This window comes from Bradyrhizobium sp. P5_C11_2 (genome assembly GCF_054049755.1).
In genome coordinates this window covers 38,222-56,218 of record NZ_JBFULT010000002.1, presented here as the reverse complement: position 1 = coordinate 56,218, position 17,997 = coordinate 38,222, and the positions used below count along the sequence as shown (strand labels likewise).

Sequence of the window (17,997 nt, the reverse complement as noted above, 5' to 3'; positions counted from 1 at the left end):
ATCACGAACAGCGCATGCTCAAACAGGTTGGCATTGCGCGTCCCGTCGGCGACGTTTTTCGCGTAGTCGGCGTCCATGAAAATATAGGAGCCGGCCTGCAATTCGTTCCAGACGCCGCTAGCGCCTTCGAGTTCGAACGTCCCGGTTCCCGCGCCTCCAATCGTCCGGCATTGAAAGCCTGCCTCCTTGAGGACGCGAAGTGTTTCCATGGTCGCGTTCGCGGCACTGGCGATGGCAGCGCGCCGCTCCTCCGGCGTGCGCAAGTGCTGGGCGGAGCCGTGGTAGGCCTGTAAGCCGCCGAACGACAGGAAGCGCGAACCCGCCGCCTGCCGCGCCAGGCCGGCTGCGGCTGGCCCCGGCCTGACGCCGCAGCGACCGGCACCGACGTCGACCTCGACCAGGACTTCGATCTGCGAGCCGGCCCGTTCCGCGGCGAGCGCCAGTTGCTCAAGAACGATCGAATTGTCGACGCAAACGCTGATGCGCGCGTGGCGCGCGAGGGACGCGAGCCGTTCCAGCTTCCGCAGACCCACGACCTCATTGCTGACGAGGACGTCACTCACCCCGCCCGCCACCAGGATCTCGGCCTCGGCAACCTTCTGGCAACACATGCCAACCGCGCCGCGCGCGATCTGCTTGGCCGCGATGATCGGTGACTTATGGGTCTTCGCATGCGGACGCAACCGAACGCCGAGCTTGCCGACCGCTGTCGCCATCGTGTCGAGATTGCGCTCGAAGGCGTCGAGGTCGATGATCAGCGCCGGTGTATCGATCTCGGAAAGCGGCGCGCCGATTTGGGTGGGTGGAAGGGACATCGAAAACCAGCTGATTGTGTTCGGGCTCGCGCCCCGAATATGCGGCAGCCTTTCTATGGCAACAACGGCCGTCGCACCAGTGCTGGCGGCTTCGACGCTCGGCTGCAAAGGTCGACGAGCAACGTGAGAAGGGCTCGCACCAGGACCCGTCGCTGATCTGCTCCGGGGCAGACGCAGGACTCGTGCGGTGAGCAGCCCCTCTGCTGCAAGTACGATTTCGGAATATTGGTATTCTATCCCTGTTTTGCCCGACGGGTCAAGGGTTCGTCAGGCGCCTTGCGTGCGATGAGGCGCAAGCCATTGATTCCTCACGCCCCGGCTACTGTGCATGGGGTTGTTTTTCAGATTTTGATGTGAGGGCCGCAGGAGCGGTCGTCAGCTCTGCCGAAAACCCATGCGGAACGCGCCCCAGTGCCTGCCGCGGACCATGATCGGTGACGACAGGTCCTTCATCAGCACGAACTGCCCGCCGCCCATGTCTCGGCGATAGGTTTGCAGCAGGAAGGGTTTTGTGTTGGCCGCGACCTTCTTCACCGCGCGGTCGCTGAACAGGCGGCGGTTGCGGCAATTGGCGTTATTCCAGACCGGGTCCTTGCCCTGCGGCAGGCGGTAGTTCGGATTGTGGGTCGGCAGGTAGCCGCCCCTGGCCCAGGCGACGCAGAAAACGATGCGGGGGTCGGATTTCTGGATCGGGTCCTGGATGGCGGGCAGCACGCGGTCGGCGAAGTCGACGTAGCTGGTGAGATACTGCTTTGGATCGGTGCCGGGAATTTCCCGGTACTTCTCGTCCATGAGCTGGTCGAGCGTGATCTCGCCGCGATCGATCGCGGCCTCGAACTCGGCCGAGATCTGCCTGGCGGTCTCGACGACCGCGCGGATCAGCGGCGCGTCCGACGTCTCCACGCCGCTGTCGGCGATCATCGCGATCAGGCCTTCGGAGGTGTCGAGCAGCTTGGTCACCCGCTGGTCGGCGTTCTTGAGATCGCGCGAGGAGAGGTCGACGCCCTTGGCCAGCTCGTTGAGCTCTGTGATGACGGTGTCGCAATGGCCGAGATTGGAGGTCGCCGCGCGCGTGACGCTGTCGATCTCGGCTTCGACGGAGGCAAAGCCCTGCTGCACGCGCGAGATGATGCCGGAGATCTGCTGGGCGCCTTCGCCCGCGGTCTTTGCGCGCAGCGAGGCGTCGCTGCTCTCGCCGATCAGGCCTTCGATCTGGCCGTCGAGATCGCGCACGGTGTCGGAGATCTGATGCGTGGCCTGGCGGGTGGCTTCCGCGAGGTTCTTCACCTCGCTTGCCACCACCGCGAAGCCGCGTCCGGCATTGCCGGCGCGCGCGGCCTCGATGGTCGCGTTGAGCGCGAGCAGATTGGTCTGCTTCGCGATCGCTTCGATCGAGCCGGACACCTTTGCGACCTGCGCCAGCGCGGAGCCGACGGCGCTCAAGCGCGCCTCGATCCGGCCCACAGCGGCGACGAGCTCCGAGATGTGGCTGACCGCGGCGTCGACCGCGCCGCGCGACTGCGCGATCTCGCCGACGGCGGCCGAGGTGGTCGACTGCACCGCCTGCGACGCATTGGCGATGTCGTGGTTGGCCGAGACCATCGTCTCGGCCGTCTTCTGGAGGTGATGAAACCGTTCAGACTGGTTCGCGACGCGGCTTGCGACCTCCTGGACGTTGCCGGCGATGTCGGCAAGTTCCACGCCGAGGCCGCCGATGCGGTCGGCAAGCTGGTCGATGAGGCGCTCGGCCAGCGTCCGGTTCGATCCGGTGTCCAATACTGCAAGCTGCGCGACGGACATGTTTGGGCTTCCTCCAGTCAGAGCCGTGCGCCGGCCCTCCGCGGCATTCCCATTCCAATCCCGATTCTAAAGGATGATTCGCGTCCGGCGTCTTGCCTGAGCGTGCACTCAGGCGCGAAGAATTGTCATCGCGCTTTAGCTCCTTGTTTGCGCATGATCTTTTTGAAGAACCGCGGCACGCTTTTTTTCGGATTGCGCGCTAGAGCTTATAGGCCGTCCTGAATCCACCCCAGTGCCGGCCCTGCACGCGGACCGGGACGTCGATCTCGCGCATCATGACCGTGTTCCCGTTGCCCATGTCGCGCGCATAGCTCTGGATCAGATACGAGCGCAGGTTGTGCGCGGCCCCCAACCCCGCCGGATCGTTGAAAATCCGTCGGTTGCGGCAGTTGGCCGTATTCCAGGCGGCGTCGCCCGGCCGTTGCGGATGCGAGTAGATCTTGTTGTGCACCGGCAGGAAGCCGTTGCGGTCGACCATGGCGCAGAACGCCATGCGGGGCTCCTTGGCCAGGAACGCCTCCTGGAACGGCGGCAGCGCGCGGTCGGCCCAGTCCAGATATCTGGTGCGGTATTGCTGCGGATTGGTGCCGGCGATTTCGACGTAATCGGTATCGAAGAGATCGTCGATCTTGACTTCGCCGCGCGCAACCGCCTGCTCGAAGATCCTGGTCAGCGCGTTGCCCGCCTCCAGCGCACGGGTGACGAACTCCGTGTTCTCCTCGTGGATCGACCAGAGCTTGTCCTCGATCTTCTCGTTCAGCTCGGCGGTAGGGCCGACGAATTGGGTGCGGGCGCCGGCCTTGGACTGCTCGATGACACGCAGGCGGCACGAGCCGACATCTTCGAGGCTGCCGTCGATGATGCCCTGCGGCGCGAGCCGGCCTGCGTCCGCGCCGCCGATCAGCACGCCATCCATCGCGATTTCGTAGACCGGCATCAGCCCGCGCGCGGTCTCGAGCTTGAGATGGCAGGGCAGCCGCTCGGTCTTGCGGCGATCGTCGTGCTCGCTCTGCCGGAGCAGGATCGCGCAGCGCGATTTCAGCTTCTGCGCGAAGGTGGTGACGGCCTTGCCGGCACTGGCGACGCTCTCGCCGTGGGTCGCGGCGGCCTTGGTCGCGGCATCGATCTCGGCGGCGCTCTCGCCGACCGAGATGATGAACTGCGACGCGCTGGCCGCGTTGTTGGAGACCTCGCCGGTGGTCGCGTTCTGCTCGGCCACGGCGCCGTTGACGGTGTCGAACACCGGCCGGATCGCCTCGATCGCCTGCGAGATGCGATGGACCGCATCCGCCGATCCGGCCGCGTCACGCTGCAGCGCGTCGATCTTCCTGGTGATCTCTTCGGTCGCGCCCTGGGTCTGCACCGCGAGCGCTTTGACCTCGGTGGCGACGACCGCGAAGCCCTTGCCGGCCGCGCCGGCGCGCGCCGCCTCGATGGTCGAGTTGAGCGCGAGCAGCGTGGTCTGCCGCGCGATCTGCGCGATCAGATTGACGACATTGCCGATTGCGGCCGAGGACTCGCGCAGCCGGTCGACATTGGCGCGCGCCTCCTGCGCCGCGGCGCTGGCCTCGTCGGCGAGCTTGCCGGCCGCGCGGACCTGCGCGCCGATTCCCTGTGCGGACTGGGTGAACTTGTCGGCGGCCTGGGCGAAGGTGGAGGCGGTCGATTGCGCGGAATTGGTCCGGCCGGTCAGCGCGTCGGTGCGCAGGCGGATATCGGCAAGCGTCGCCGCGGTCGCCTCCGCGCCGCCGGCGACCGAATTGGCGGCACGCTCAAGCTGGCGAATCATCGCGCCCAGCTCGAGTTCCAGCAGTTCGAGGATTTCCCTGGCCGAATCGCTCTCGGCGGCCGGCGCGGGCTCGGCATTGACGGCAGGCGGCGCAGCTTGCGGGGCTGTCGCAGGCGCGGCCGAATCCGGCAGACGCTTCCGAAATAGTCCGAACGCCATCAGGTCACTCTTGTCGGGGGACGGGCGGTCGCTATTTTCGCAGGCCGGAATGAAGTCAGGGTTAACGATGCCTAACATCTGGACAGGGGGCCCTACGGTATTACCTTAAAGTATGAGAGACCCTTTCATTCCGGTGGGTTGGCGGCCTATAAGGCCGCGCTTCCCACTCTCGCTGGCGGACACTTCCCTAGAGACCAAGAGACCACGCATGGCCGGACATTCCCAATTCAAGAACATCATGCACCGCAAGGGGCGGCAGGATGCCCAGAAGTCGAAGCTGTTCGGCAAGCTGGCGCGGGAAATCACCGTTGCGGCCAAGTTGGGGACGCCCGATCCCAACATGAACCCGCGCCTGCGTGCGGCGATCACCGCGGCGCGCCAGGAGAACATGCCGAAGGACAATATCGAGCGCGCCGTCAAGAAGGCGCTCGGCAGCGACGGCGAGAACTATGACGAGATCCGCTACGAAGGCTATGGCCCGGGCGGCGTCGCCGTCATCGTCGAGGCGTTGACCGACAATCGCAACCGCGCCGCCTCCGACATCCGCTCCTTCTTCACCAAGTCGGGCGGCAACCTCGGCGAAACAGGCTCGGTCTCCTTCATGTTCGACCGCACCGGCATCATCGAATATGACCGCAGCGTCGCCTCCGACGATGCGGTGCTCGATGCCGCGATCGAGGCCGGCGCCGACGACGTCATCTCCGGCGAGGGCGGCCATGAGATCTACGCCTCGACCGAAAGCTATCGCGACGTCGCCAAGGCGCTGGAAGCCAAATTCGGCGAGCCGCGCAAGGCCGCGCTGATCTGGAAGCCGCAGAACACGGTCGCGGTCGACGACGAGACCGGCGAGAAGCTGCTGAAGCTGATGGACCTGCTCAACGAGCACGACGACGTCCAGCACGTCTACGCCAATTTCGAGGTCTCGGACGCGCTGATGGCGAAGATGGGCGGGTAGGGTTCGTTCCGCTTGGACGGTGCACCCCCTCGCCCCGCTCTTGCGGGGAGAGGGTCGGGGTGAGGGGCTGTTTCCGCGTAGACGCTGACAGACGGACTCGCGGAGAGTCCCCCTCACCCGGAATCCGCGCTTCGCGCGCATTCCGGCCTCTCCCCGCAAGCGGGGAGAGGCGAAGGGCCGACCCCACTTCCCCTGTTACTTTCGTTCTGTTTCTGTTTCCCCCACAGCGGCCAGCCGCTATCACTGGCCCATGACCGCGCTCCCGATTCGCGTCCCCGTTCGCATCATTGGCATCGACCCCGGCCTGCGCCGCACCGGTTGGGGCGTGATCGAGTCCGAGGGCAATCGGCTCGTCTACGTCGCCTGCGGCTCGGTGGAACCGCCGGACGACCTGCCGCTCGCAAGCCGCCTGCTCGCGATCCATGAAGGGCTCGCGGCCGTGCTCTCCGACCACAAGCCGATGGAAGCCGCGGTCGAGCAGACGTTCGTGAACAAGGACGGCGTCGCGACGCTGAAACTCGGCCAGGCCCGYGGCGTCGCCATGCTGGCGCCCGCAATGTTCGGCATCACGGTGGCCGAATACGCGCCGAACCAGGTGAAGAAGACCGTGGTCGGCGCCGGCCACGCCGACAAGCACCAGATCGCGATGATGCTGAAGATTTTGCTGCCCAAGGCCGAGCCGCCGTCCGCGGATGCCGCCGACGCGCTCGCCATCGCCATCACCCACGCCCATCACCGCCAGAGCACGGCGCTGCGGCTGAAGGTGGTTGGGATATGATCGGCAAGCTCAAGGGCCTGATCGATTCCTACGGCGAGGATTATGTGCTCCTCGACGTCGGCGGCGTCGGCTATCAGGTGCATTGCTCGACGCGGACGCTGCAGCATCTGCCGTCGCCGGGCGAAGCCGCCGTGTTGTCGATCGAGACCTATGTCCGCGAGGACCAAATCAAACTGTTCGGCTTTCGCACCGACCAGGAGCGCGAATGGTTTCGCCTGCTCCAGACCGTGCAGGGCGTCGGCGCAAAAGTCGCGCTCGCCGTGCTCGGGACGCTGGCGCCCTCCGATCTCGCCAACGCCATTGCGCTACGCGACAAGGCCGCGGTGGCGCGCACGCCCGGCGTCGGCCCCAAGGTCGCTGAGCGCATCGTCACCGAATTGAAGGACAAGGCGCCGGCGTTTGCCAATGTCGATCCGGCCGTTGTGCACCTCGCCGGCGCCGTCGACGACCAGCGTGCGCCGCGGCCCGTCGCGGATGCGATCTCCGCGCTGGTCAATCTCGGCTACGGCCAGCCGCAGGCGGCCGCCGCCATCGCGGCGGCATCGCGCAGTGCCGGCGAGACTGCCGAGACCGCGCAGCTCATTCGGCTCGGCCTGAAGGAGCTCTCGAAGTGAGCGCGTCGATGGTCAATCTCGTAGGGTGGGCAAAGCGAAGCGTGCCCACCATCTGTAGAATGATCGGAGATATGGTGGGCACGGCGCGAAGAGCGCCTTTGCCCACCCTACGATCAGGCTTATCCGCATGACCACGCCCCCCCGCATGGTCACGCCCGAGCGCCGCTCCGATGACGTCGGCGACACCGCGCTGCGCCCGCAGTCGCTGTCCGACTTCGTCGGCCAGCAGCAGGCGCGCAAGAATCTCTCGATCTTCATCGAGGCGGCGCGCAAGCGCGGCGAGGCGCTGGATCACGTGCTGTTCGTAGGCCCCCCGGGCCTCGGCAAGACCACGCTGGCGCAGATCGTGGCCAAGGAGCTCGGCGTCGGCTTTCGCGCGACGTCGGGCCCGGTGATCRCCAAGGCCGGCGATCTCGCCGCGCTCCTCACCAACCTCGAAGAGCGCGACGTACTCTTCATCGACGAGATCCATCGCCTCAGCCCGGCGGTGGAAGAGGTGCTCTATCCCGCGATGGAGGACTTTCAGCTCGATCTCATCATCGGCGAGGGCCCGGCGGCGCGCTCGGTCAAGATCGAATTGTCGAAATTCACGCTCGTCGGCGCCACCACGCGCGCCGGCCTGCTCACCAATCCGCTGCGCGATCGTTTCGGCATTCCGGTCCGGTTGAACTTCTACACCATCGAGGAGCTGGAAAGCATCGTCACCCGCGGCGCGCGGGTGCTCAATGTCGGCATGAGCGCGGACGGCGCCAACGAGATCGCGCGCCGCGCCCGCGGCACGCCGCGCATCGCCGGCCGCCTGTTGCGGCGCGTGCGCGATTTCGCCTCCGCCGCCGATGCCGCCTCGATCGACCGCAAGATCGCCGACCACGCGCTGAGCGCGCTCGAGGTCGACGCCGCAGGCTTAGATGCCATGGACCGCCGCTACCTTACGACCATCGCGCAGAACTATGGCGGCGGCCCGGTCGGCGTCGAGACGATGGCCGCCGCGCTGTCCGAGCCGCGCGACGCGATCGAGGACATCATCGAGCCCTATCTGATCCAGTGCGGCTACCTCCAGCGCACCCCGCGCGGCCGCCTGCTCACCTCGCACGCCTTCCGCCATCTCGGCATCGCAGAGCCCTCGCGCGACGCGGCGCAGTTCGGCCTGTTCGGCACGGACGAGAGCGACGATTGATTTGCGCCTCCAAAGCGCTCCTTCTATCATGAATTTCCGGTAATCTTGTGCAGACGGTCTGCACAAGCGCACCCCAATTCCGCTCCAATCGGGCCGCATTACGGAAAGCGCATCACGACCGGGCTTCCATGATCACGCGCCGTCATCTCATCCGTTCCATCGGCGGTCTGTCCGCCCTCGGCATCTCGACCGCCGCCTATGGCGTCGGCGTCGAGCCGGTGCTGCGCCTTCGCGTCACCCGCTATCATCCGACCCCGCGGCAATGGCCCGTGGACTTTCCGCTGAAGATCGCCGTGATCGCCGATATTCACGCCTGCGATCCCTGGATGTCGCTGGATCGGATCGAGGCCATCGTCGACCGTACCAACGCGCTGAACGCCGACCTCATCGTGCTGCTCGGCGACTATGTCGCCGGTCTCCACCAGGTCACCCGCATCATTCCGGCCAACGAATGGGCGAGGGTGCTGGCCGGCCTGAAGGCGCCGCTCGGCGTTCACGCCGTGATGGGCAATCACGATTATTGGGACGACAAGGTCGTGCAGCGGGCCGGGCACGGGCCGACGGTGGCGCATCGCGCGCTCGAGGTGGCCGGCATTCCCGTCTACGAGAACGACGCCGTGCGCTTGACCAAGGACGGCCGCTCCTTCTGGCTCGCCGGCCTCGGCGATCAGCTCGCCTATTTTCCAGCGCAGCGTTACKGCCGCGTGCAGCGCTTCGGCGCCGACGATCTCAATGCGACGCTGGCAAAGGTGACCGACGACGCGCCGATCATCCTGCTCGCGCATGAGCCCAACATCGCGCCGCGCGTGCCCGCGCGCGTCGCGCTGCAACTGTCCGGCCACACCCATGGCGGCCAGATCCGCCTGCTCGGCTGGTCGCCGGCCGTTTCGCGGCAGCATGGCCTCCGGCTCGCCTACGGCCATTTCCGGCTCAAATGCGACGTCATCGTTTCCGGCGGCCTCGGTTGCAGCCTCATGCCGATCCGCGTCGGCGTGCCGCCCGAGATCGTCGAGGTGACGCTGGGGCGAGGGCCTGTGGTGGCGTAGTTCGGCTTGCGCGTCCGGCCGTTTTTGCGCAAAACGGGCCTCTATCTGAAAAGAAGAGGCTCGCGACGTGACAGCTCATCTCGACGGCGAGATCCGCGACGGCCGCCACCACATGCAGGTCCGCGTCTATTACGAGGACACGGACTTTTCCGGCATCGTCTATCACGCCAATTATCTGCGCTTCATGGAGCGCGGGCGGACCAATCACCTTCGCCTGATGGGCGCCGAGCAGCAGGCATTGTTCGAGCAGCCCGCGACGGAGGATGCCGGATTCGCCTTCGTCGTGCGCTCGATGCATCTGGATTTCCTCAAGCCCGCGCGGATGGACGACGTGCTCGACGTCGTGACCTGGCCGGTCGCGGTGAAGGGCGCCTCGATCATGCTGGCGCAGGAGGTGCGGCGCGGCGAGGACGTGCTGGTGAAGGCCGAGGTGCGCGTCGCCTTCATCAGCGGCGGCCGCGCCCAGCCGATCCCGAAATCGATCCGGACATTGATGAAGGCCGATCTGATTTCGTGATCGCCCGATAGGCAATCGCCTCTCGACACCGCCGTGTGCGGCGATAGATTTGCGCTCCCGTCAACCGATGAGGCCAGCCATGTCGCGCCCGCCGCTTCCGCCGTTCACGAGAGAGACTGCCGCGCAAAAAGCCCGCATGGCCGAGGACGCCTGGAATTCACGCGATCCGGTGCGCGTCTCGCTCGCCTACACCGAGGACAGCCGCTGGCGCAATCGCTCGGTAGTGTTCCAGGGCCGCGAGGCCATCGTCGCGTTCCTCACCCGCAAATGGGAGAAGGAGCACGACTACCGCCTGATCAAGGACCTCTGGGCCTTCGACGGCAACCGCATCGCGGTGCGCTTCCAGTACGAATGGCACGACGCGTCCGGCCAGTGGTATCGCTCCTACGGCAACGAGCAGTGGGAGTTCGACGAGCACGGGCTGATGCGGCGGCGCGAAGCCTCGATCAACGACATCGCGATCGCAGAGAAGGACCGCCGCTTTCACTGGCCGGCGCCGGGGCCGCGGCCGGCGGATGTGGCGGGGCTGGGGACTGACCCGTTCTGAGGCGCGCAAGCAACTTTCGCCCCTCATGGTGAGGAGCCGCGAAGCGGCGTCTCGAACCATGCAGGCCCCGCTGCCGCATCTCGGCCTCTATCCTTCGAGACGCGCGCGAGAGCGCGCTCCTCAGGATGAGGGGATGGATTTGCGCGCCAAAAACCTCGTGATCGCGCCACCCAGCTTGGCGTTGTCCATCGGCTCTGCCAGCGACGCCCTCGCCGTCGCGACGACATCCTCCGGCGCCTTGCCGTCGCGGAGCTCGCAGCACACTTGCGCGAACTCCACGTCGAACTCCGGATGCGGCTGCACGGTCAGCGTGGCGCCGTTGGCGTAGAGCAGGCCGGCATGCGGGGTGAATTCGGACGAGAGGATCGTCAGCGCGTCGGTCGGCGGCTCGATCACCTGGTCCTGATGCGAGGCGGCGATCGCGACCGCTTCGCCTTCGACGACGCCGTTCTCCGGCAGCACCTGATAGACGTGGCGCCCGATGCCCCAGCCCTTCTCCGACTTGCGCACGGTGCCGCCGAGCGCCTGCGCGATCAGCTGATGGCCGAAGCAGACGCCGACCATGGGCGTCCTGTTTGCATAGGCGGTGCGAACGAATTCTTCCAGCGGCGCGATCCAGTCCAGCCCGTCATAGACGCCGGCGGCCGCGCCGGTGATCAGCACGGCCTCCAGCTTGCCCGGATCGGGGAGTGCGTCGCCATTCGGGATGCTGACCACGTCGACTGTGGCCGCCGGATCCTCGGCGCGGACCATGCGTTCGAACATGTCCGGAAACGAGCCGTGCCGCTCGCGATATTTTTGCGGGACTTTTCCCGTCTCGATGATGGTGATGCGTGCCATGTGCCCCCCGGGTCAAAAGGTTGCGAAGCTCAGTCGCTTTCTGCCCCATGTTGCTGGTGTGGTGCTGTGCGCTCCAGCAGCGCACTCTCCTTGCGAACCTCGTTGAGAAAGGCCTTGGCGAGGCGTGACAGGGGTTCGGCTTCCGACCACAGCATGTAGGCGACCGCGCGCGTTGTCGGCGCGAATGGCCTGACGACGAGGCCGAGGCCGCCATTCTGCCGCGGCGAGAACGGATCGACCACCGCGGCGCCGACGCCGGCGGCGGCGAGCACGCAGGCGGTGTTGCAGTAGCGCACCTCGACGGTCGGCTGGAACGGCGCGCCGGCCCGGGCAAAACTGTCGCGCACGGCTTCACCGAGTCGCGTGCCGCGCTCGAGCCCGATGAAGGGCAGGCCGGAGAGATCAGCGGCCGAGATCACGGGTCTGTCCGCGAGCGGGTGCTGCGGCGGCAGCACGCACACCATCTCGCCGGTGTGCACCACCTCATGCGCGATGCCGGGATGATGCGTCAGGCCGAGCGCGAAGMCGAGCTCGGCGACACGGCTGAGCACGCCCTCGATGATGCCCTCATAGCGGCGCACGTCGAAGAAGACGCGCGTCTCGGGACGGCGTCGCAGGAAGCCAGATAGCGCAGACGGGATGATGCTGTAGGCGAGCGGCGGCGTCGCCACGATGGCAAGATGGCCGGAGCGGTTCTCGCGCAAATCGCGCACGCGGTTCTCGAGCTTGGCATGCAGCGCGAAGATCGCCTCGCTCTCCTTGTAGAGCGCCATCGCTTCCGCGGTCGGGAACAGCCGGTTGTTGACGCGCTCGAACAGCGCGAATCCCGCCTGCGTCTCCATCGTCTTCAGCGCGTTGCTGACCGCGGGCTGCGACAGCGCCAGCTCGTCCGCCGCAGCAACCGTGGTGCGATGGCGGATGACGGCACGCAGGATCTCGAGCTGACGCAGGTTCATATCACCGCCGATTATACTCTGGGCCAAAAGATCATAGCAGAACGAATTGCTTTTGCAGCCCCGCTTGCGCGTAATGGCAGCGGATTTGCACGCTGGATCAATGGGTTCATCCGCCCATTGAGGCAGCACTGCGCACAGATTGGAGGCAATCTTGGTTCGTGTCCTTCGCGCCGCCGCCGCCCAGATGGGGCCGACGCAAAAAGCCGATACGCGCGAGCATACGCTGGGCCGCATGATCGACCTGCTGGAGCAAGCGGCCGGCCGTGGTGCCAGCCTCGTGGTGTTTCCCGAGCTTGCCTTCACGACCTTCTTTCCGCGCTGGCTGCTGGAGGGCGAGGCGCTCGACCAGTACTTCGAGCGCAGCATTCCGAACCCGGCCGTCGCCAAGCTGTTCGATCGGGCGCGGGCGCTGCGTGTCGGCTTCTATGTCGGCTATGCCGAGCTGACGCCGGACGGCCGCCGCTACAATTGCGCCATCCTGGTCGACCGCGACGGCGAGATTCTCGGCCGCTATCGCAAGGTGCATCTGCCCGGTTCGGTCGAGCCGCGCCCGGGTGCGCGCTATCAGCAACTCGAGAAGCGCTATTTCGAATATGGCGACCTCGGCTTCCCCGCCTTCCGCGCCGGCTCGGCCTGGGCCCACGCCATCATGGGCATGATGATCTGCAATGATCGCCGCTGGCCGGAATCCTGGCGCGTGCTCGGCCTGCAAGGCGTCGAGCTCGTCTGCATCGGCTACAATTCGGCGGCCTATGATCCCAATGGCGGCACGACGGAAGACGGGGCGCTCCGCACCTTCCACTCGACACTGGTGACGCAAGCCAACGCCTACATGAACGCGACCTGGGCGATCTCGGTGGCGAAGGCGGGCGAGGAGGATGGTTCCGGCCTGATCGGCGGCTCCTGCATCGTCGATCCCAACGGCCGCATCGTCGCGCAGGCCGAGACGCTGGCGGACGAGGTGGTCGTCGCCGACATCGATCTCGACCTCTGCCGCCAGGGCAAGGACAAGATGTTCAATTTCGCCGCCCATCGGCGGCCCGAGCAGTACCGGGTGATCACCGAGCGCGCCGGCGTCATCGAGCCGGCCGTCCTCGACGCCGACTGAGCAAGTGGCACGGCGCTGGCAAGCGTCGTCAAAAGGAAAAGATCGGCACAGGAAGAAGATTGGCAAAGGAGCTGACATGACACGCCTCTCGCTCTCTCTCGGTCTTGCAGCGCTGGCTGCCATTGCGTCCGCCAAAGCCGCCGAACTCCCGGCGGAGATCAAGCAGGCGGGCACCCTGCGGCTGACGGTCAACTCGACCTACGCCCCGATGGAATATCGCGATCCCGCCACCAGCGAGCTGGTCGGGCTCGACATCGACCTTGCGAACGAGCTCGCCAAGCGGCTCGGCGTGAAGATCGTCTGGAGCGAGACGCCGTTCGCCGAGCTGATCCCCTCGCTCCAGACCAAACGCGCCGACTTCATCATCTCCGGCATCTCGGACCGCGCCTCGCGGCGCGAGACGGCCGATTTCGTCGACTATCTCGCGACCGGCCCGCAGTTCTTCGTCATGGCGGAGAGCGTGACCAAGGCCGCGACCGATCTCTGCGGCAAGAAGGTCGGCACCACGCGCAGCACCAGTTTCCCGGTCGAGATCGAGAAGTGGAGCAAGCAGAATTGCGAGGCGGTCGGCAAGCCGGCCATCCAGTACGTCCCGGGCGAGAACTCGATCGACGTCCGCAACCAGCTCAAGCAGGGCCGCGTCGACGCCGCCGTGCAGGGCAGCGAGACGCTGCCTTATGCGCAGACGCAGGAGCCCGGCAAATACCGCGTCGTTGGCGAGCAGTTGTCCACCGGCTATCAAGGCATCATGTTCCGCAAGGACGATGCAGCCTTGCGCGAAGTGGTGACGGAGAAGCTCACCGGCATGATCGCCGACGGCTCCTACAAGGCCGTGCTCGACAAATGGGGTCTGGGGGCGAATGCGGTCGCCCAGCCCATGCTGAACGCGGCGCCGCAATGAAGCCGGCACCGGCACTCGCGGAGGGTTTTCCCGATCTGTCGGGGATGCGGATCGCGCGCGAGCCGCACTGGTTTCGCTGGCTCAGCGCAGCCCTGATCGTCCTGGTGCTGGCGGCGATCGGGCGCGCCTTTGCAGGCGGCCAGATCGAATGGTCCTATGTCAGCCGCTTCCTGACCGCCAAGGTGATCCTCGAAGGCATCGTCAACACCATGGTGATGGCCGTGCTGGCGATGGCGCTCGGCATCTTCCTCGGTATCGTCGTCGCGATCATGCGGTTGTCGCCCAATCCGGTGCTGAAGACGGTCGCGGCCGGCTACACCTGGCTGTTCCGCGGCACGCCGCTGATCCTGCAACTGCTGCTGTGGTTCAATCTCGCGCTGGTATTCCCGACCATCGGCATCCCCGGCCTGTGGAGCGCGCGCGCCGTCGACGTCATGACGCCATTCCTCGCCGCGCTGCTCGGACTCGGCATCAACCAGGGCGCCTATACCTCCGAGGTGATGCGTGCCGGCATGCTGTCGGTCGACATCGGGCAATATGAGGCGGCGCAGGCGATCGGCATGGGACGGCTGCGCGCGTTGCGCCGCATCATCCTGCCGCAGGCGATGCGCGTGGTGATCCCGCCGCTCGGCAACGAGTTCATCGGCATGGTGAAGGCGACCTCGCTCGCGAGCGTGATCCAGTATCCGGAAGTGCTGCATAACGCAGAGAACATCTACTRCGCCAATTCCCGCGTGATCGAGCTCCTGATCGTCGCCGGGCTCTGGTACCTGCTCGTCGTCTCGATCCTGACGCCGCTCCAGATGCTGCTCGAACGCCGTTTTGCACGCGGCACATTGCGGTTGGCGCGATGACAAAACCGCTCGTCGCGATCCGCTCCGTCAGCAAGAGTTTTGGAGAGTTTCAGGCTCTCAAGAACATCTCGCTCGACATCTGGCCCGGCGAGGTGATGTGTCTGATCGGCGCCTCCGGCTCGGGCAAGACCACGCTGCTCCGCTGCATCAACCAGCTCGCCGCGATCGATGCCGGCGGCATCTGGCTCGACGGCGAGCTGCTGGGGGTGCGCGAGCAGAACGGACGGCTGCATCGCCTGACCGAGCGCCAGATCGGTCGGCAGCGGCTGAAGACCGGCATGGTGTTCCAGCGCTTCAATTTGTTTCCGCACAAGACCGCGCTGGAGAACATCACCGAAGGCCCGCTCCAGGTGCAGGGCCGCAAATTCGATGAGGTGCGCGCCGAGGCGCTCGAGCTGCTCAGGCGCGTCGGGCTCGCGACCAAGGCAGACTCCTATCCCGCGCAACTCTCCGGCGGCCAGCAGCAGCGCGTGGCGATTGCCCGCGCGCTCGCCATGAAACCGATGCTGATGCTGTTCGACGAGCCGACCAGCGCACTCGACCCGGAGCTGGTCGGCGAGGTGCTCGCGGTGATGAAGGAGCTGGCGAAGAGCGGCATGACCATGATGGTGGTGACGCACGAGCTCGGCTTCGCCCGCGAGGTCGCCGACCGTGTCGTCTACATGGACCAGGGCGCGATCGTCGAGCAGGGCCGCGCCTCCGACGTGTTGGGCGCGCCGCGCGAGGAGCGCACCAGGGCATTTCTTTCGGCAGTGATCTGAATGGGGGCGTTTCGATGATCAGACTTCTTCTTGCGACGGCGCTGGCGTGCGCCACAACGGCTTCGGCAATGGCGATCGACTTGCCGGCCGAGATCGCCAAGCGCGGCAGCATCAAGGTCGCGATCGTGCCGAACTATCCGCCGATGGAGTTCCGCGATCCCGCCACCAGCGCGCTGTCCGGCTTCGATGTCGAGCTCGGCGAGGCGATCGGCCGCAAGCTCGGAGTCAAGATCGAGTGGCAGGAGACCAGCTTCGACCAGTTCATGCCGTCGATCTCGACCGGCCGCGTCGATGCGATCCTTTCGGGCTTCACGGACTACGCGAGCCGGCATGAGACGGCGAGCTTCATCGACTATCTCAAAAGCGGTCCGAACTTCTTCGTGCAGCAGTCGCGCGCGGCCGAGTTCAAGGACATGGCCGCGCTCTGCGGCAAGAAGGTTGGCGCCAGCCGTCGCACCAAGTTTCCGGCCGAGATCGCGGCCTGGAGCGAGAAGAACTGCGGTAGCGCTCCGATCGTCTTCGTCGGCACCGACGGCTCGGCCGATGCCCGCACCCAGCTCAAGCAGGGCCGCATCGACGCCGCCGTGCAGGGCAACGAGACGCTGCCTTACATCATGGACCTCGAGCCCGGCGCGTATGCGCCGGTCGGCACGCCGATCTCGCAGCAATTCACCGGCATCGCCCTGCCGGTCAAGGAAAAGGCGCTTCAGCAGGCCATGCTGGAGGCAGTCGACGCGCTGATTGCCGACGGCACCTATCGTACCCTGCTCGCCAAGTGGAAACTGAGCGACAACGCAATAGAGAAGGCGACCATCAATGCTGGACAGTAAGGCACTCCAGAGCATCCCGCTCGTTCCGGCCAACACTGCGGATCCCGCGCCGGAATACCCGTGGCCGAAGCCGTACAATTCGGCGATGTTCCTGTCGTTCGACGTGGACGCGGAAAGCGCCTGGACCAGCAAGGATGCGGTGCACGCGCAGCGGCTCATCACCATGAGCTATGGCGGCTACGAGGCGCGCGTCGGCACGCCGAAGCTGCTGGAGCTGCTCGACCAACTCGACCTCAAGGCGACGTTCTTCGTCACGGGATGGTCGGTCGATGCGCATCCGGCGATGGCCGAATCCATCCTCAAGGCCGGCCACGAGATCGGTCATCACGGCTATCACCATCTGCTGCCCGATCCCGGCGATCCCTGGATCGAGGAGGAACTGGAGCGCGGCTTCGAGGCGCTGAAGCGCCGGCTTGGCGTCAGGCCGACCGGCTATCGTGCGCCCTATGGCGAGTTCACGGAGGAGCTGCGCGCAGCACTGGTGCGCCATGGCATCGTCTACACCTCGTCGTTTCGCGACGACGTCAGGCCCTATCGCCATCGCCTCGCCGACGGCAAGCCCGGCACGATCGAGCTGCCGGTGACCGCGAGCTATGACGACTGGATGCACGGCCTCTCGGCCCGTTTCAGCCCGCGCTCGATCTTCCCCAAGGAGCATGTGCTCTCGATCTGGAAGGACGAACTCGATGAGGTGCGCGACTGGGGTGCGATGGTGACGACGGTGCTGCACCCGCAATGCAGCGGCCGTCCGATGCGGCTGCGCCTGCTGCGCGAATTCCTGACCTACGCAAAGTCGTGCCCTGACGTCTGGATCACCACCGGCGAGAAGATCGCGGAAAACTTCCTGCGCCACGAGGCCGGTAACCGCTAGGCAATGCCATGACCCGCATCCTCGTCATCAATCCGAACTCCTCCGCGTCGGTGACGGCGGCGATCGACGATGCGGTCACGCCGCTGCGAATCGCCGGCGGACCGGAGATCGAGGTGGTCGGCCTCGCCGAGGGGCCGCCCGGGATCAGCTCGCAACGCGATGCCGACAGCGTCGTGATGCCGCTGGTCAACCGCGTCACGCGCGATGATGCCGATGCCTTCGTGCTGGCCTGCTTCAGCGATCCCGGCCTGCATGCGGTGCGCGAGGCGGCAGGCCGCCGTCCGGTGATGGGGATCGCGGAATGCGGCATCTTTCGCGCGCTGATGCTGGGCGAACGTTTCGGTGTCATCGCGCTGTCGCCGTCGAGCATCCGCCGCCAGCAGCGCATGGCGCGGCTGATGGGCGTCGATAGCCGCTATGCCGGAAGCTGGTCGGTCGGCGCGAGCGCGGCGGAAACGGCGGGCGCGGACATCCGCGGCCGGTTGATCGAAGCCGGCCGCGCGCTGGTCACGCAATGCCGCGCCGACGTCGTGGTGATGGGCTGCGCCGGCATGGCGTCGCATCGCGCGGCGATTGCGGAGGCGATCGGCGTGCCGGTCGTCGAGCCGGCGCAGCAGGCCGTCGCAGCCGCGATCGGTGCAGTTTTGTTGAACACATAAGATCCTTCAGGAGCCTCTTG

At 66.2% G+C, this 17,997-nt stretch carries 19 protein-coding genes; 14 read left to right on the top strand and 5 right to left on the bottom strand.

The genetic code is table 11. From position 1 onward, the window contains the following. From ACXJL8_RS00585 to ACXJL8_RS00575, 3 genes are all read right to left on the bottom strand, one after another. Window positions 1-815: alanine racemase (locus ACXJL8_RS00585; protein ID WP_456684466.1), on the bottom strand; the 815-nt coding region annotated here is incomplete at its 3' end. 375 nt (window positions 816-1,190) lie between these two features. Then, window positions 1,191-2,615, bottom strand: a complete 1,425-nt coding sequence (locus ACXJL8_RS00580; RefSeq protein WP_456620691.1) for a methyl-accepting chemotaxis protein — start codon at window positions 2,613-2,615, stop codon at window positions 1,191-1,193. A gap of 199 nt (window positions 2,616-2,814) precedes the next feature. Continuing rightward, entirely contained in the window at window positions 2,815-4,563 is a 1,749-nt protein-coding gene (locus tag ACXJL8_RS00575; RefSeq protein WP_456620690.1) for a methyl-accepting chemotaxis protein, read from the bottom strand. Between the two features lie 208 nt (window positions 4,564-4,771). Here ACXJL8_RS00575 and ACXJL8_RS00570 point away from each other — a divergent pair, with 208 nt between their 5' ends. The 7 genes from ACXJL8_RS00570 to ACXJL8_RS00540 all read left to right on the top strand — a co-directional run bounded on the left by ACXJL8_RS00570 (window position 4,772) and on the right by ACXJL8_RS00540 (window position 10,197). Further along, window positions 4,772-5,518 (top strand): YebC/PmpR family DNA-binding transcriptional regulator, encoded by a 747-nt coding sequence (locus ACXJL8_RS00570; RefSeq protein ID WP_456620689.1) that lies wholly within the window; start codon window positions 4,772-4,774, stop codon window positions 5,516-5,518. 250 nt (window positions 5,519-5,768) lie between these two features. Then, window positions 5,769-6,296, top strand: a complete 528-nt coding sequence (gene ruvC / locus ACXJL8_RS00565) for a crossover junction endodeoxyribonuclease RuvC (RefSeq protein ID WP_456620688.1) — start codon at window positions 5,769-5,771, stop codon at window positions 6,294-6,296. After that, the gene (ruvA, locus tag ACXJL8_RS00560; RefSeq protein ID WP_456620687.1) at window positions 6,293-6,910 is read left to right on the top strand and encodes a Holliday junction branch migration protein RuvA; all 618 of its coding nucleotides are present in this window, start codon (window positions 6,293-6,295) and stop codon (window positions 6,908-6,910) included. Before ruvC ends, ruvA begins: the two co-directional genes overlap by 4 nt. Window positions 6,911-7,037: 127 nt before the next feature. Then, the gene (gene ruvB / locus ACXJL8_RS00555; protein ID WP_456684465.1) at window positions 7,038-8,087 is read left to right on the top strand and encodes a Holliday junction branch migration DNA helicase RuvB; all 1,050 of its coding nucleotides are present in this window, start codon (window positions 7,038-7,040) and stop codon (window positions 8,085-8,087) included. Between the two features lie 128 nt (window positions 8,088-8,215). Continuing rightward, the gene (locus ACXJL8_RS00550; RefSeq protein WP_456684464.1) at window positions 8,216-9,133 is read left to right on the top strand and encodes a metallophosphoesterase; all 918 of its coding nucleotides are present in this window, start codon (window positions 8,216-8,218) and stop codon (window positions 9,131-9,133) included. A gap of 112 nt (window positions 9,134-9,245) precedes the next feature. Further along, a complete protein-coding gene (gene ybgC / locus ACXJL8_RS00545) occupies window positions 9,246-9,650 on the top strand; it encodes a tol-pal system-associated acyl-CoA thioesterase (RefSeq protein WP_244550181.1) in 405 nt (134 codons plus the stop codon). A gap of 79 nt (window positions 9,651-9,729) precedes the next feature. After that, window positions 9,730-10,197, top strand: a complete 468-nt coding sequence (locus ACXJL8_RS00540) for a nuclear transport factor 2 family protein (protein ID WP_456620684.1) — start codon at window positions 9,730-9,732, stop codon at window positions 10,195-10,197. A gap of 120 nt (window positions 10,198-10,317) precedes the next feature. On the opposite strand, the gene ACXJL8_RS00535 is transcribed toward ACXJL8_RS00540, so the two are convergent. Next, the gene (locus ACXJL8_RS00535; protein WP_456620683.1) at window positions 10,318-11,037 is read right to left on the bottom strand and encodes a type 1 glutamine amidotransferase; all 720 of its coding nucleotides are present in this window, start codon (window positions 11,035-11,037) and stop codon (window positions 10,318-10,320) included. 29 nt (window positions 11,038-11,066) lie between these two features. Continuing rightward, window positions 11,067-11,993, bottom strand: a complete 927-nt coding sequence (locus ACXJL8_RS00530; protein ID WP_456684463.1) for a LysR family transcriptional regulator — start codon at window positions 11,991-11,993, stop codon at window positions 11,067-11,069. 151 nt (window positions 11,994-12,144) lie between these two features. On the opposite strand from ACXJL8_RS00530, the gene ACXJL8_RS00525 reads away from it, so the two are divergent. From ACXJL8_RS00525 to ACXJL8_RS00495, 7 genes are all read left to right on the top strand, one after another. Beyond that, entirely contained in the window at window positions 12,145-13,101 is a 957-nt protein-coding gene (locus tag ACXJL8_RS00525; protein WP_456620681.1) for an N-carbamoyl-D-amino-acid hydrolase, read from the top strand. A 76-nt stretch (window positions 13,102-13,177) separates the two neighbouring features. Next, window positions 13,178-14,002, top strand: a complete 825-nt coding sequence (locus ACXJL8_RS00520) for an ABC transporter substrate-binding protein (RefSeq protein ID WP_456620680.1) — start codon at window positions 13,178-13,180, stop codon at window positions 14,000-14,002. Next, the gene (locus tag ACXJL8_RS00515; protein WP_456684462.1) at window positions 13,999-14,856 is read left to right on the top strand and encodes an amino acid ABC transporter permease; all 858 of its coding nucleotides are present in this window, start codon (window positions 13,999-14,001) and stop codon (window positions 14,854-14,856) included. Before ACXJL8_RS00520 ends, ACXJL8_RS00515 begins: the two co-directional genes overlap by 4 nt. Next, entirely contained in the window at window positions 14,853-15,617 is a 765-nt protein-coding gene (locus tag ACXJL8_RS00510) for an amino acid ABC transporter ATP-binding protein (protein ID WP_456620678.1), read from the top strand. Before ACXJL8_RS00515 ends, ACXJL8_RS00510 begins: the two co-directional genes overlap by 4 nt. A 14-nt stretch (window positions 15,618-15,631) precedes the next feature. After that, window positions 15,632-16,447 carry an ABC transporter substrate-binding protein gene (locus tag ACXJL8_RS00505; RefSeq protein ID WP_456620677.1) on the top strand — a complete coding sequence of 272 codons (816 nt, stop codon included), beginning with the start codon at window positions 15,632-15,634 and terminating at the stop codon, window positions 16,445-16,447. Continuing rightward, window positions 16,434-17,318 (top strand): polysaccharide deacetylase family protein, encoded by an 885-nt coding sequence (locus ACXJL8_RS00500; protein WP_456620676.1) that lies wholly within the window; start codon window positions 16,434-16,436, stop codon window positions 17,316-17,318. The genes ACXJL8_RS00505 and ACXJL8_RS00500 overlap by 14 nt, the downstream gene beginning before the upstream one ends. 8 nt (window positions 17,319-17,326) lie before the next feature. Next, window positions 17,327-17,977: an aspartate/glutamate racemase family protein gene (locus tag ACXJL8_RS00495; RefSeq protein WP_456620675.1), complete on the top strand. Its 651-nt coding sequence runs from the start codon at window positions 17,327-17,329 to the stop codon at window positions 17,975-17,977. Window positions 17,978-17,997: the final 20 nt, after the last annotated feature.